This window comes from Bacteroides cellulosilyticus (assembly GCF_020091405.1).
GTDB lineage: Bacteria > Bacteroidota > Bacteroidia > Bacteroidales > Bacteroidaceae > Bacteroides.
Genome location: NZ_CP081903.1, coordinates 4,383,674 through 4,397,882, shown reverse-complemented (window position 1 = coordinate 4,397,882; position 14,209 = coordinate 4,383,674). Strand labels below are relative to the sequence as shown.

12 protein-coding genes are annotated in these 14,209 nt (G+C 43.8%); 4 read left to right on the top strand and 8 right to left on the bottom strand.

Annotation, left to right across the window (positions count from 1 at the left end; translation table 11 throughout):
* Positions 1–18: 18 nt before the first annotated feature.
* The gene (locus tag K6V21_RS16275) at positions 19–255 is read right to left on the bottom strand and encodes a DUF4248 domain-containing protein (RefSeq protein ID WP_224319276.1); all 237 of its coding nucleotides are present in this window, start codon (positions 253–255) and stop codon (positions 19–21) included.
* Between the two features lie 311 nt (positions 256–566).
* Here K6V21_RS16275 and K6V21_RS16270 point away from each other — a divergent pair, with 311 nt between their 5' ends.
* Both K6V21_RS16270 and K6V21_RS16265 read left to right on the top strand, forming a co-directional pair.
* Entirely contained in the window at positions 567–1,052 is a 486-nt protein-coding gene (locus K6V21_RS16270; RefSeq protein WP_224319275.1) for an HU family DNA-binding protein, read from the top strand.
* Between the two features lie 28 nt (positions 1,053–1,080).
* Entirely contained in the window at positions 1,081–1,176 is a 96-nt protein-coding gene (locus tag K6V21_RS16265; protein ID WP_224319274.1) for a smalltalk protein, read from the top strand.
* 41 nt (positions 1,177–1,217) lie between these two features.
* Here K6V21_RS16265 and K6V21_RS16260 read toward each other — a convergent pair whose 3' ends face one another.
* The gene (locus tag K6V21_RS16260; RefSeq protein ID WP_224319273.1) at positions 1,218–5,204 is read right to left on the bottom strand and encodes a two-component regulator propeller domain-containing protein; all 3,987 of its coding nucleotides are present in this window, start codon (positions 5,202–5,204) and stop codon (positions 1,218–1,220) included.
* Between the two features lie 306 nt (positions 5,205–5,510).
* Between K6V21_RS16260 and sucC the strand changes: the two genes are divergently transcribed.
* Complete coding sequence (sucC, locus tag K6V21_RS16255; protein WP_224319272.1) at positions 5,511–6,659, top strand: ADP-forming succinate--CoA ligase subunit beta; 1,149 nt, start codon at positions 5,511–5,513, stop codon at positions 6,657–6,659.
* Complete coding sequence (sucD, locus tag K6V21_RS16250) at positions 6,656–7,531, top strand: succinate--CoA ligase subunit alpha (RefSeq protein WP_060407724.1); 876 nt, start codon at positions 6,656–6,658, stop codon at positions 7,529–7,531. The genes sucC and sucD overlap by 4 nt, the downstream gene beginning before the upstream one ends.
* Before the next feature lie 53 nt (positions 7,532–7,584).
* On the opposite strand, the gene K6V21_RS16245 is transcribed toward sucD, so the two are convergent.
* The 6 genes from K6V21_RS16245 to K6V21_RS16220 all read right to left on the bottom strand — a co-directional run bounded on the left by K6V21_RS16245 (position 7,585) and on the right by K6V21_RS16220 (position 14,157).
* Positions 7,585–8,457 (bottom strand): pyridoxamine kinase, encoded by an 873-nt coding sequence (locus K6V21_RS16245; protein ID WP_060407723.1) that lies wholly within the window; start codon positions 8,455–8,457, stop codon positions 7,585–7,587.
* 110 nt (positions 8,458–8,567) lie between these two features.
* The gene (locus tag K6V21_RS16240; RefSeq protein ID WP_007216219.1) at positions 8,568–10,253 is read right to left on the bottom strand and encodes a putative transporter; all 1,686 of its coding nucleotides are present in this window, start codon (positions 10,251–10,253) and stop codon (positions 8,568–8,570) included.
* A 100-nt stretch (positions 10,254–10,353) separates the two neighbouring features.
* The gene (locus tag K6V21_RS16235; protein WP_007216218.1) at positions 10,354–11,886 is read right to left on the bottom strand and encodes an acyl-CoA carboxylase subunit beta; all 1,533 of its coding nucleotides are present in this window, start codon (positions 11,884–11,886) and stop codon (positions 10,354–10,356) included.
* Between the two features lie 2 nt (positions 11,887–11,888).
* Positions 11,889–12,404 (bottom strand): biotin/lipoyl-containing protein, encoded by a 516-nt coding sequence (locus tag K6V21_RS16230; RefSeq protein ID WP_007216217.1) that lies wholly within the window; start codon positions 12,402–12,404, stop codon positions 11,889–11,891.
* 18 nt (positions 12,405–12,422) lie between these two features.
* Positions 12,423–13,934, bottom strand: a complete 1,512-nt coding sequence (gene accC / locus K6V21_RS16225; RefSeq protein WP_007216216.1) for an acetyl-CoA carboxylase biotin carboxylase subunit — start codon at positions 13,932–13,934, stop codon at positions 12,423–12,425.
* Positions 13,927–14,157 carry a cysteine-rich CWC family protein gene (locus K6V21_RS16220; protein ID WP_007216215.1) on the bottom strand — a complete coding sequence of 77 codons (231 nt, stop codon included), beginning with the start codon at positions 14,155–14,157 and terminating at the stop codon, positions 13,927–13,929. The genes accC and K6V21_RS16220 overlap by 8 nt, the downstream gene beginning before the upstream one ends.
* Positions 14,158–14,209 lie beyond the last annotated feature (52 nt).

The following is a 14,209-nucleotide window of genomic DNA, read 5'->3' as shown; positions in this document are numbered from 1 at the left end:
CACTCCCTGCCGGATATTCTAAGGCTCTCCCAGATACTTGAAGATAAGTTTTACTTCAAGGGGCATATAGAAATGGCGGTTCTTGTTATAACCCGCTTCCTGCAATTCCGTCATCAGTTGCTTGTTAGCATAAATCCACCGGCGGAGAAGCTGCAGGGCGGTAGTAATACATACACCGGGATTGTAAAGCATGGCAAGGTCGGCTTTGGTATAAGCACGGACAGGGACTTTCTCATCTAAGTTTTCTTCTTTCATAAGTTTGTTTTTTAGTGATTTATATGGTATAAAGGTACTCATTTGCAACGATATCCGAAAGGAATAAAGGAGGTATTACCTCTCATTGAAAGTCTCTTTTTTTCATACAAACTCAAATAACGTCAAGCGGAAAGTGGAAGGAAAAAGAACAGGGTATATTTGCAGTGTCCAAAGGAGAAAAGAGCGAAAATCTTCCGGCAAGCCCATGATGGCAGAGTAAATTAAGAAAAGCATGAGAAGAGGATACGGACAGCTTTCCCCCGAGGATCATTAAATAACCTTGTTTTTTAACTTTTAAAAAATTATTGATTATGGGAGTACCATTCAAGAAGATTCCGCGGAAAGATCCGCGAAAGGAGGATGCGGTGGCAAAGTTTTATCCACAACTAGTAACGTTAGGGGACAATGCCGACCTGGAAGACGTGGCGTACGTGATGAAGGAGAAAAGTTCACTTACCTTGGGAGACATTAAAAGTGTAATTACCAACTTTGTAGAAGCACTGATTGACAAGCTGTATGGCGGACAATCGGTGAACATAAAGGACTTCGGGGTTTTCAGCCTGTCGGCACGGACCCTCGGAGTGGAGAAAAAGGAGGATTGCACGGCTAAGAACATCAAGGCCGTGAAAATCAATTTCCGACCCTCGACCACCATCAGACCGGACGTAACGGCAACACGCGCCGGACAGAAAATTGACTTCTACGATCTGGAAGCATTGGTAAACAAGGACGGAAGTTCGTCAGATGGGCAGGGAGGTTCCGGCGGTGGAGGACTGGATGAAAATCCACTGGGTTAAAATATCACTAATCATTTAATCAAAGAATATGAAAAAGTCTATCTGGGATAAAATTTTCAAAATTGTGATTGCGGTAGCTTCGGCTATAGTAGGGGCACTGAGTGCCAATGCCATGAATGTGTAAAAAGAATACGTGCCGGAAAATAAAATCATCCGGCACGTATTTCAGACTTTTCCCCTATACTCGCTCGGACTGACCCCGAAATGCTTCCGGAATACCTCTCTGAAATATTTTGCATCGCAGAACCCGGTCATATCCGCTATTTCCGTAATAGAGTGTTCGCCTTCTTTCAACATTCGGGCAGCATACTGCATACGGATGAGACGTACATAATCTGCCGGAGAACAATCAGTCAATGCTTTCACTTTATTATAGAAACTGCTGCGGCTCATGTGGTGAAGCGAACAAAGCATATCTACCGTAAAATCCGGATCGGCCATGTTCTTCTCCACATTTTCCCTGACGGAAGCTATGAATTTCCAGTCAAGTGTATCCCGACACCCTTTCGGCCATTTTTCAGTTTCGAAGTCCGAACTGCCATACTTCTTATGCAATAAGATCCGATTGGTAATCAAACGGTTGACACTCGCCTTCAGTATGCTGATGCTGAAAGGTTTCGCCATGTAATCATCCGCACCTATCTTCAGTCCTTCCAGCATGTTTTTCTCATCACCCAATGCAGTCAACAGAAGCACCGGAATATGAGATGTTTCAATATTACCCTTAATGGCGGCACACAATTCATCTCCCGACATTTCCGGCATCATAATATCTGACAACACAAGATCCGGCTTAAACTCGGATAGGATTTCAAGAGCCTCCTTTCCGTTGTGACAGGACTGCACCAGATAATCCTCACCAAGCGTATTCACCAGATAAATACGCAAATCGTCATTATCCTCCACGATGAGGATACGCCGGGAAGAAGCATCACCCTGCTTGGGCTCAACGGCAGAAAGTGCCGGAGTAACAACTTCCGGCATGCTGATAGATCGCTCCGGAGTTGCAGATATGATACTGGCTTTACGAAAATGTTTGTTCCCCTTAGGAAAAATGATTCTTACCAGTGTACCTTGTTCCGCCGTACTTTCTATAGTTATTTTTCCACCATGTAAACGCACCAGCCTATGCACCAATGCCAGGCCGATTCCACTACCGCTAACCCTCAAGTTGATGGCATTGCTACCTCGAAAATAGGTATGAAAAAGTCCTTTCTGTTCATTGCGGGGAATACCGATTCCGGTATCTTTCACCTCAATGCCCCACCCATCCTCATATTCTGATGCACTGACATATATGTTCCCATTTTCCGGTGTATATTTCATGGCGTTCGATAGGATATTTTTCATGATAGAATCCATCTTATCCCTGTCAAACCACACGTTCAGGTATTGGAAATTACTTTCGTAAGTCAACCTGATATGCTTGATGTTTGCATACGCATGAAATGTGTCACAAATGCCTGACATATACGCACCTAATTCATATTCAGCAATATACATATGTGACGAATAGGTGTTGATACGTTCAAAATTAATAAGATTTGTTATAAGCCGTAAAAGAACATCCACATTTCTCAGAGCCATGCTCACATGTCCCTTACCTTCCTCATTCACCATATCTTTGTTCCGTAATTCTTCCAGCGGGGCCTTTATCAGGGTCAGAGGTGTACGGATGTCGTGAGCTGTATTTATAAAAAAACGTGTCTTTTCCTCCGAAATCCTCTTCTGTTTCCTCAGCGTAATGATACGGAACAGAATCACGCACACCAGAACAGCCAATATAATATAACCGGCTATAGCCCACGGAGTAGCCCACAACGGAGGAGATATGGTAATCAACATACTGCGCTGTTCATAACTCTTGTACTTTTCTTCGTTAGACACGGAACGTACATGAAGCATATATTTACCCGAAGGAATATTAGTGAAATGCATCAGGCCGTTGGAAGAAGGTGTAGTCCATTCATCATAAAAGCCTTCCAATCTCCAGGAGTATAAAATATTAGAAGGATAGTCATAATTAATGGAGGAAGCCCTCAGTGAGAAAGTATTCTGTTCATATTTAAGTTTCAAAACTTTCGTATCGTTAATATCCGTTTCCAAGGGCGATCCTTCATCACCGGGATATACAGGCTGATAGGATATATTCAAATCACTAAGCAACATCGGAGAAAAAGTTGGGACCGGTATGTGCATATCCGAAGGAAAGCCAATGACCCCATCATTACTTCCCAAGATAAAACGACCGCTGCTATGCAAAATACCGGCACCGGGATTGAAACAGACACTCATAAGCCCCTGTTCACGCGTCCAGTTATTAAATGACATTCTACGAGGTGAAAAATGAACAATTCCATTTTCCGTACTAAGCAATAAATCCCCGTCCGGTTTAGGAAGAATTGTATAGATATTGTTGGATATAAGGGCACTATTATCTGTATAATACTGAGCGAAGGCCTCTTCTTCGGGATTATAAAGCACCAGTCCGGAACCACTGGTACCTATATACAACACACCATCATCTCCCTGATACAAGGCATGGATATGCATAGATTCCACAGGCATATCGATGCTGCGGTATTTTCCGGAAAACTTGTCTAGCAAATATAGCCCTGCCGAAGTGCCAATCCACATCGAAGAATCGTCTTTTTCGCGAATGCAGGTAATAGAATTCAAGCCGGAATACAGGCGAGATTTGCCACTTTTAAGATCAAAACATTTCAGATTGTAAAAACCGCCTGACCAGATATTACCTTCCGAATCTTTCCTTATGTCACGAATGTACTGATCGGGACGCAGGTCTAAATGAAAGAAAAGAGAAGAAGCAATATAGTCAACCGTAAGGGCACGTTTATCTATCTGGTAAAGACCGGAGGTAAAACCACCTGCCAGAATAATTCCGGGCGAGATTTCACAAAGCGTCAGGAATATATGATTCTTATCTTCCAGTTCATGATCAAAAGTGCTGAAAAAGGAATGCCATTCCCCCGTAGCGGAACTATATAGACTTATGCCATTGCTGGTACCGAACCAAAGGTCACCGTCACTATCTTCAATGACATCATGCACCTGGTTATTGACAAGTGACTGGCGGTTTCCAACCGAATGACGAGTCCATCGGTAGCCGCTGTAACGATTGTCGCGGATGGTTATTCCACTGGGATAATTAGCAATCCAGATGCGACCATCATGGTCTACATGCACATCGTTTATGTTGTTGCCATTCATTCCATTATGGATATTATAATCTGCTACAATATAAGGAACTGCATAACATGTATCAATATTCATACGATAGATTCCTTTCCCGTCAGTAGCTATCAGAATTTCCCTTTCCCCAAAGGGTATAATACGTTTGATATTCACGTCACTAAGGGTTTCATCCGACCGATTTTCCTGAGAAGTATTGAGATCACAAATCCACACTCCCTGCTTAAAAGTACCGACAAACAGTTTCTTCAAAGCAGCTGAAAAGAATAACTCGCTCACCGGTGCATGAAGATTATATGCCGGCGTACACGAAAGTAACGTACGAGATTCGTCCAATACCGCCCGATACAACCCGGACTCCGTACCTATGAAGAAGTTTTCCCTATCTATCTGGGCAATAGAAGTGACATTACTGATTATACTGGATGATAATTGCGATATCTTTCCTGTACGGGTATCGAACAATGCCATTTGTTCCTTACTGCAAAGCCAGATACGTCTGGAATGATCCATATAGCTATATGTAATATTCGGCGAAGAGATTCCCTTTTCCGGCAAAGGAGGCATATACACCTGTTCGAACCGATCACGCCCCTGCTCATAGCGGAAAATGCGGCCTTTCCGTCCTATTCCCCACAACACACCGTCGTCAGCCATGTAAAGCCAATTCAGGCTAAACTGCATATTGAGCTTCTGTCCCTTATCCGTCAATTCATAGTGTCTGATTTCCTTGCCATTGTAACGGTCCGGACCTTCCTGAGTAAGGAACCACATATATCCTAAAGAATCTTGTAGGATACGATAAACTTTCTGACTGCCCAGACCATCCTCCATACTTATATATTTATATGCCTGGGCTACACATACCTGAGTAAAAAATACGAGTATGGCAAACAGCATGGAGGTTTTTCTCTGTTGATAAAATCTTCTCCTGTTCATCACAGTTCGTGTGTTATCATCCGAGGGTTCCTGACTCCGAATCTGACCAGGAATCCCAACGGTTTAATATTAAAATATGAGATTAATATGCAAAATTAACCAAAAATGCAGAAAAGTTCACAGTCTAAGACAAGTTTTTTTCATAATACACTTCATTTTTTATCGCTATTACCATATTTTTCTTATAACAAATAACATTGCACAAGAAACGATCCTTTTTCTTATTTTCGTTCTTAATCACTTATTTGACAACTTTTTAGCCATCTTATTTGTTAGAGACATATACTAATCTATAATCCATGATCCATGAAAGTACATGAATATCAAGCAAAGGAAATCTTCTCCCAGTATGGAATTCCGGTAGAACGACATGTGTTATGCAATACGCCCGATGAAGCCGTAAAAGCTTTCCGGCAGTTAGAAGTGGACAAAGTAGTTGTGAAAGCACAAGTGTTGACCGGTGGACGAGGAAAGGCAGGAGGCGTAAAACTGGCTGACAGTGAAGAACTGGTAAGACAGCACGCCCGGGAAATTCTGCAAATGACCATCAAAGGTTTTCCTGTAACCCGAATTTTAATCAGCGAAGCTGTAGATATCGCAGCTGAATATTATGTCAGTTTTACCATTGACCGCAACACGCGTTCAGTAGTGCTTATCATGAGTGCGGCAGGAGGAATGGATATTGAAGAAGTAGCCCGCAACACTCCGGAGAAAATCATTCGCTATAATATCGACCCGTTGATAGGATTGCCCCAATATCTGGCACAGCGTTTTGCATTCATGCTTTTTGACCAGGCGGAACAAGCCAGGCGTATGACTTCCATCCTTCAGGATCTTTATAAAGCCTTCATGGAAAACGATGCATCGCTTGCTGAAATCAACCCGCTGGTATTGACGGCTAAAGGCACACTTCTGGCTATCGATGCTAAAATGGTGTTCGACGATAACGCTCTCTACCGCCACCCCGATATCCATGCCCTTTTCGAACCTACACCGGAGGAACAACTCGAAGCTACAGCCAAAGAAAGAGGGTTCAGTTATGTACGTATGGACGGAGACATCGGTTGCATGGTAAACGGTGCCGGACTGGCAATGACTACCATGGACATGATTAAGTTATATGGCGGTTCACCTGCCAATTTCCTGGATATCGGTGGGAGTTCAAACCCCGTGAAGGTGATTGAAGCCATGAAGATACTGCTGAATGATTCGAAAGTAAAAGCGGTCTTCATCAATATATTTGGCGGCATCACTCGTTGCGACGATGTAGCTATAGGATTGATACAGGCTTTCGACCAATTGCAAACGGAAATTCCTGTCATTGTAAGACTGACGGGAACCAATGAAAATATCGGCAGGAAACTATTAAAAGACAGTAACCGCTTTCAGGTAGCGGAAACCATGAATGAAGCCACCCTGATGGTAGTAAAATCTGTGAAAGGAGAAACATTATGAGCATACTTATTGATAAATCGACCCGCCTGTTGGTACAAGGTATTACGGGCAGAGACGGACATTTTCATGCCGTAAAAATGAAAGAATACGGTACGAATGTAGTAGGCGGTACGTCTCCCGGAAAAGGAGGCAGCACCGTAGACGGGCTTCCCGTTTTCAACACCATGTACGAGGCAGTGGAAAAGACGCAGGCCAATGCCTCCATTCTTTTTGTTCCCGCCAGCTATGCGGCAGATGCTATCATGGAAGCCGCAGATGCCGGAATCAAACTGATTATCTGTATCTCCGAAGGTATCCCTACCCTCGATGTAATCAAAGCGTATCGCTTCACTCAACTGAAAGGAGCCATGCTGATCGGACCGAACTGCCCCGGTTTAATTTCTCCGGAAAAGAGCCTGGCCGGAATCTTACCCGGCAACGTTTTTAAAAAGGGAAATGTCGGAGTGATCAGCCGTAGCGGAACATTGACTTACGAGATTGTTTACCATCTTACAGCCAACGGCATGGGCCAATCTACCGCTATCGGCATGGGAGGTGATCCCGTAGTAGGACTTTACTTCCGTGAACTATTGGAAATGTTCCAAAATGATAAGGATACGGAATCCATCGTCATGATCGGTGAGATTGGTGGAAATGCAGAAGAACTGGCGGCTGAATATATAAAGAAATACGTAACAAAACCTGTCGTAGCTTTTATTGCCGGACAATCTGCACCTCCGGGAAAGCAAATGGGACATGCAGGTGCCATTATTTCCGGTAATTCCGGTTCTGCCGAGGAAAAGATTGCAGCACTGACAGCAGCAGGAATACAAGTGGCAAATGAACCGGCAGAAGTACCTATCTTATTAAAAGCGTCACTTCCAAACAAATAACATAACTTCCATAAGGGGGTGTCCCTTTTGAATGGTTCACCCCCTTATTTTATTCAAATCAATTCGTAGCTGGCACTTTGGATAGGCATATCCAGATTGTGCAGTACTTTTTCCAATAAAATACCCTCCCGATTGTCGTACTCATACCCAAAAGTAGCGCGAATGCCCTGAAGAATGAATTGCGTGGCACGGTCCAAAGCAATAGGAAGACTGTCCCCTTGCAATAAAGCACCGGTTATGACACTTGTAAAAGTATCCCCGGTTCCCGGATAATGAGCCGGCAAATACGGGCAAGTAATTTTCCAGTATCGATCCCCTACCCGATTATAAGCATATACCGAGGTCTTGTGACTCTCCTCATGAACAGGGACGCTTGTTATAATAACCACCTGAGGACCTGCATCAGATAAAAAACGAAGGTAAGATTTCAATTCTTCATCCGTATTATCTGCTTTATAAGGCTTGTCCATCAGATAAAAAAGTTCAGTGAGATTTGGGGTGATCACATCCGCCTTCGTTGCCAGGTGGCGCATTTCGCGAATCATTGATTCATCAAAGTTTGTGTATAGCCGTCCGTTATCTCCCAATACGGGGTCAACTACCACCAAGCTGTCCGGCTGGCGGAAGTCATCAATAAAATCCGAAACAATCTGTACCTGACGCGGAGCTCCGAGATATCCTGTATAGAAAGCATCAAACTGTACATCCAGCTTTTTCCATTCGGCAATAATTCTAGGCATTTCATCCGTCAGGTCAAGAATAGAGAACTCCGGATATTGCGTATGACTGGAGAGCACAGCCGTAGGTAAAGGGCAAACCTGAAAGCCCATGGAAGACAAAATCGGAATTACAACCGTAAGGGATACACGCCCAAAACCAGACAGGTCATGAACGGCAGCTATTCTCTTTACTTTATTTGTATACATTTTGGTTACTACATTTTTCTTACACATAAAAACTCCCCGCAAAGATAATCTTACGGGGAGTAAACAACAAGCCAAAAGAGAAAATGTTTGATTCAATTAAAGTTTAGGAATTAAGCTAATGCAAGTATCAGCATTTGTGCAGTAAGCACACGTAAAAACATGGTAAGCGGATAAACAGTGGCATATCCCACCGCAGGAGCATCACACGAAGTCAGATCATTGGAATACGCCAACGCGGGCGGATTCGTGGTTGAGCCACCCAATACTCCGATCAACGTATAATAGTTCAATTTAAAGACATATCGTCCGACAAGCCCGGCTATCAGCAAAGGAACAATAGTTATGATAACACCATAACCTACCCAGACATAGCCACCGTCATAAATCACCGTTTCCACAAATCCTTTACCGGCACCCAATCCCACACAAGCCAGGAAAAGGGAAATTCCTATCTCACGCAGCATCAGATTGGCACTCATGGTAGTATAAGTAATCATTTTGTACTGAGGGCCGAAGCGACTGATCAGAATGGAAACAATAAGAGGTCCACCCGCCAATCCTAACTTTACCGGCTGGGGAATACCCGGAAATACGAAAGGCGTACTACCCAGGATACATCCTAACGCTATCCCCAGGAATATAGGTATCAGATTAGGATGATCCAAGCGTTTCATTGAATTTCCCAATACTTTTTCCGCATGACTGACCGCCAGCTCGCTACCAACAATAGTAACACGGTCGCCCATCTGTAATTGTAATTGCGGAGCAGCAACCAAGTCCACTCCCGAACGATTCACACGGGTAATACTGGCTCCGAAATTATTACGTATCTTCAATTGGGAAAGCATCTTTCCATTCAGTTCAGGTTTCGTTATCAAGATACGACGGGAAATCAGTTTCTTATCCAATTGCTCCCATTGCATATCAATCTGCTTACCGAAGAAGACGCTAATAGCTTCAATATCTTTAGGGGTAGAGATAACCAAAATTTTATCATTCAGATGCAATACCGTATCTGAATTAGCCAATTCCGTTTCTTGCCCGTCATGATACCGTACACGCGAAATCACAAAATCACGGTTCATCAGCGGACGTATATCTTTTATCTTTTTCCCGTCGATAGCTTCATTACGGATTTCAAACGAAATAGGACGCACAGTGAGTTCCTGTATGTGTCCGAGTCCACGTTCAGCTTCCGCCTCTTCTGTCTTGGTATTGATACGCAAAATATATTTCAAGGCTATCAATGACAAGATAATACCGACTACACCCAGCGGATAAGCAACCGCATATCCCAATGCTATCTCAGGGGCATCTATTCCGTTCAAATCACTGTTTGCCTGCTGGGCAGCTCCAAGTCCCGGAGTATTTGTTACCGCACCGGAAAGGATACCGACCATAGTAGTGATAGGCGTACCCGTGACAAAATGTAATATAATCGTGATGACTACTCCCAGAAAAACGACCAGCATAGCCAACAGATTCAAGGTAAGTCCGCCTTTTTTGAAAGCAGAAAAGAAACCGGGTCCCACTTGCAACCCTATGGAGTAAACAAACAAGATCAGACCGAACTCTTTCATAAAATGAAGCAAGTGTTCATTCAGAGTCATATCAAAATGCCCGAATACAATACCCACAAAAAGTATCCATGTGATACCTAATGAAACTCCCGCCACTTTGATTTTAGCCAGCATGATGCCAAATGCTATCACAAGTGAAAGGATCAGTACGGAATGAGCCACTCCTCCACCCCAAAGATCAGGGTATCCTTCAAAAAGGTTCTTCAATAGTTCCATAATTTAAAGCATATATAATTTTATCTTCATATAATCCGTTTAAAGTCTCCCCGGAGAAATCACTTCTACGGGGAGACGCACACATTGAAACATAACTAAATCATAGTGGCATATTGCCGTGCTTTTTAGGTGGGTTGCTCTGACTCTTGTTATGCGTCATTTCTAACGCCTGAATCAGCTTATACCGGGTATCACGAGGCATGATAATCTCATCAATAAAACCACGCTCGGCAGCCCGATACGGATTAGAAAACTTAAATTCATATTCCTGGATCAGACCGGATTTTTCTTCCGGTGTAACATTTCTATATAATATATTCACAGCACCTTCGGCTCCCATCACAGCTATTTCAGCCTGCGGATAGGCCAGATTGATGTCTGCCCCTGTCTGTTTGCTGGACATCACAATGTACGCACCGCCATAAGCCTTACGGGTTATCAGGGTAATTTTAGGGACAGTAGCTTCTGCATAAGCATAGACGATTTTTGCCCCGTGACGAATGATGCCATTATGCTCCTGCGTCACGCCAGGCAGGAAGCCCGGTACATCTTCGAAGGTAATCAACGGAATGTTGAAGCAGTCGCAAAAACGGATGAAACGTGCAGCCTTATCGGAAGCGTCTATATCCAGCACACCAGCCAGATAAGCCGGCTGGTTGGCTACAACTCCTACCGAACGACCATTCAGACGGGCAAAGCCAACCACAATATTCTTTGCAAAATGGGGCATCACTTCAAAGAAATATTGGTTATCCATAACCGGCTCTATAATATCCTTAATGTCATAAGGAATGTTCGGGTCTTCCGGAATCACAGTTTGAAGCTCTTCTGCCTGACGTCTGGCATCATCCGTACAAGGAATAAGCGGAGCATCCTCCATATTATTGGAAGGCAGGAAGCTGAGCAATTCGCGTATGGCCAGCATGGTTTCTTCTTCAGTGTTACACATGAAGTGAGTAACGCCACTCTTACTGCTATGTGCATAGGCTCCACCCAACTCTTCCTTGTCCACTTCTTCATGCGTAACCGTTTTCACTACATCCGGCCCTGTGATGAACATATGGCTTTTCTCTTTCACCATAAAAATAAAATCCGTCAATGCAGGTGAATAACAGGCACCGCCGGCACATGGGCCCAGAATAGCTGAGATTTGAGGAATCACCCCGGAAGCAATCGTATTCTGATAGAAAATAGAAGCATATCCTGACAAACTGCCGACACCTTCCTGAATACGGGCACCTCCCGAATCATTCAGAGCAATAACCGGAGCGCCATTTTTGAGTGCCAGTTGCTGTACTTTCACTATTTTCGCTGCATTAGTTTCACTCAAAGAACCGCCATGCACCGTAAAGTCATAGGCGTACACAAATACCGGACGACCGTCAATCTTGCCATAACCGGTCACCATGCCATCACCCGGAATCTGTTTTTTCTCCATTCCGAAATTGGTGCAACGGTGATTTACAAACTTGTCCAACTCATTGAATGTCCCTTTATCCAGCAAGGCTTCTATGCGTTCGCGTGCGGTCATCCGCCCGGCAGCATGTTGTTTTTCTATCTTATCAATGCCTCCACCCTGCGAGGCACGCTTATTAAGTTCTTCAAACTGATTATATATTTCTGTCCTTTCCATACTTATTCTTCATTTATAATATCCAATGTCATTAAAATCTGGTTACTGCTCACTGAATCACCTTCCGCCACCAAGATTTCTCTCACTACACAGTCCGAATTGACCTTATAGTTGCTTTGCATTTTCATAGCTTCAAGCACCACTACAATATTTCCCGCCGACAAACGGTCACCTTTCTGTACAGGAATCTTCATAACTTTACCCGGCATCGGAGCAATAATCTTATCGTCCTGTCTCTCTTCTCCTCCTTTTCGCATACGCAAGTATTTCACCTGGGTATCTGCTATATCCACATGATAAGAGCGATAGAACAAATTCACATCATAGCTTTTTCCTCCTTCACCGCGGATGACTTCCGTATTGTAAGAATTTCCGTCGTGTAAGATGGAGCAGCTACCGTTTTCTGCCATGGCAATATCCACATCGTAGATTCTTCCATCAACATTCAACCGGACTTTATTATCTTCTTTACTGACCAACGTCACATCGGCAACGCGGTTTCCAATATGTATTTCCATTAACTACTTCCTCCCTCTTTAAATACGTAAAACTCCTTTTTGCAAACCGAACTCACGCCAGCGACTGATAGGACGACCATCAGACGATTGCGTGGAAGAATTCTCTTCCAGGTTCATCAGGTAATCTATATAAGCGGCAATCATGGCAATATTCTCAATTTCTTCATTATTACTGTTAGGACGCTGCAACATACGCGAGTTTTTCTCGATAAACAGCGTGTTGTATTCTCCCTTTACGAAATCGGGGTTGTGCATGATGCGCTTCAGATAAGTAAGATTGGTCTTCAATCCGGTAATTTTATACTCATACAGCACACGGCGCATACGCTCAATGGCATACTGCCGATTGGTGGCCCATACGATCAGTTTTCCGATCATGGGATCATAATAGATAGGAATCTCATACCCTTCGTAAACATAGCTATCGATTCGGACACCGATACCGTTCGGTTCAGCCAATAACTTAATGATTCCCGGAGACGGCATGAAATTATTCTCTGTATCTTCCGCACAGATACGACATTCGATAGCATGTCCCCGCTGAAACAAATCTTCCTGTTTAAGATGCAACGGATAACCGGCTGCAATCATGATCTGTTCTTTCACTAAGTCCACACCCACCACTTCTTCGGTAATGGGATGTTCCACTTGCAAACGGGTGTTCATTTCCAGGAAATAGAAATAACGGTGCTTATCAACCAGAAATTCGATAGTACCTGCACCCGAATAGTTCACTGCTTTGGCGGCAGCCACAGCCTTCTCTCCCATCTCTCTGCGTAATTCCGGAGTGAGGAAGGGAGATGGACTTTCCTCCACAATTTTTTGATTTCTACGCTGAACAGAACATTCGCGATCGAATAAATGAATCACATTGCCATGATTATCACCCAATACCTGAAATTCAATATGATGGGGTTCCTCCACAAATTTCTCCAGATATACCGTATCGTCACCAAAAGCAGACATAGACTCCGAGCGGGCGGTATTGTAAGCCTCAACCACTTCATCCTCACTATGTATCAGTCGCATACCTTTTCCACCACCACCCATAGAGGCTTTCAGCATCACGGGATAGCCGATCTTATTACATATCATCACAGCCTCCCCGGCACTCTGCAAGGGTTGTTCCGTACCGGGAACTACCGGTACTCCGGCTGCAATCATGTGTTTACGGGCTGAGATTTTATCACCCATCGCTTCCATTGTTTCGGCAGAAGACCCGATAAAAATAATGCCTTCTTCTTTGCAACGACGGGCAAAGTCGGCATTTTCAGATAAGAAACCATATCCGGGATGGATGGCATCCGCTTCATGCTGCCGGGCAGCACGAATTATATTCTCTATATTCAAATAACTGTCTCTGGAAGCTGCCGGACCTATCAAACAGGCTTCATCGGCATACATGACGTGTTTTGCTGCACGATCCGCTTCCGAATAGACAGCTACTGTACGTATTCCCATCTCTTTGCAGGAACGCATTACACGTACAGCAATCTCGCCTCTATTGGCAATCAATACTTTTTTAATCATTGTTCTTCTGTTTATCGCAAAGGGGTGCATCACATACATCCATAACAATACCCTCTTTGACTGCCGTCAGACAGTCATGACATAAACAGCCCGGATAATTCTTTTGCAAATAAGCACGTTGCTGCTCATTCAGTCGTACCGTAGCGCAATGGCATGACAAAATCCGATCGTGCATACACTCAAAGGTTGCACCACAACGCGGACATACCTTTTTCATAGGCATCCCTCTCGCATTAATTAAATTAAAACAATTATTCGTTCGTACTGTTCCCCTA

What these genes read in the sequence shown, in the direction of transcription:
- K6V21_RS16275 (WP_224319276.1), bottom strand. Translation starts at nt 255, where the DNA reads ATGAAAGAAGAAAACTTAGATGAGAAAGTCCCTGTCCGTGCTTATACC.
- K6V21_RS16270 (WP_224319275.1), top strand. Translation starts at nt 567, where the DNA reads ATGGGAGTACCATTCAAGAAGATTCCGCGGAAAGATCCGCGAAAGGAG.
- K6V21_RS16265 (WP_224319274.1), top strand. Translation starts at nt 1,081, where the DNA reads ATGAAAAAGTCTATCTGGGATAAAATTTTCAAAATTGTGATTGCGGTA.
- K6V21_RS16260 (WP_224319273.1), bottom strand. Translation starts at nt 5,204, where the DNA reads ATGAACAGGAGAAGATTTTATCAACAGAGAAAAACCTCCATGCTGTTT.
- sucC (WP_224319272.1), top strand. Translation starts at nt 5,511, where the DNA reads ATGAAAGTACATGAATATCAAGCAAAGGAAATCTTCTCCCAGTATGGA.
- sucD (WP_060407724.1), top strand. Translation starts at nt 6,656, where the DNA reads ATGAGCATACTTATTGATAAATCGACCCGCCTGTTGGTACAAGGTATT.
- K6V21_RS16245 (WP_060407723.1), bottom strand. Translation starts at nt 8,457, where the DNA reads ATGTATACAAATAAAGTAAAGAGAATAGCTGCCGTTCATGACCTGTCT.
- K6V21_RS16240 (WP_007216219.1), bottom strand. Translation starts at nt 10,253, where the DNA reads ATGGAACTATTGAAGAACCTTTTTGAAGGATACCCTGATCTTTGGGGT.
- K6V21_RS16235 (WP_007216218.1), bottom strand. Translation starts at nt 11,886, where the DNA reads ATGGAAAGGACAGAAATATATAATCAGTTTGAAGAACTTAATAAGCGT.
- K6V21_RS16230 (WP_007216217.1), bottom strand. Translation starts at nt 12,404, where the DNA reads ATGGAAATACATATTGGAAACCGCGTTGCCGATGTGACGTTGGTCAGT.
- accC (WP_007216216.1), bottom strand. Translation starts at nt 13,934, where the DNA reads ATGATTAAAAAAGTATTGATTGCCAATAGAGGCGAGATTGCTGTACGT.
- K6V21_RS16220 (WP_007216215.1), bottom strand. Translation starts at nt 14,157, where the DNA reads ATGCCTATGAAAAAGGTATGTCCGCGTTGTGGTGCAACCTTTGAGTGT.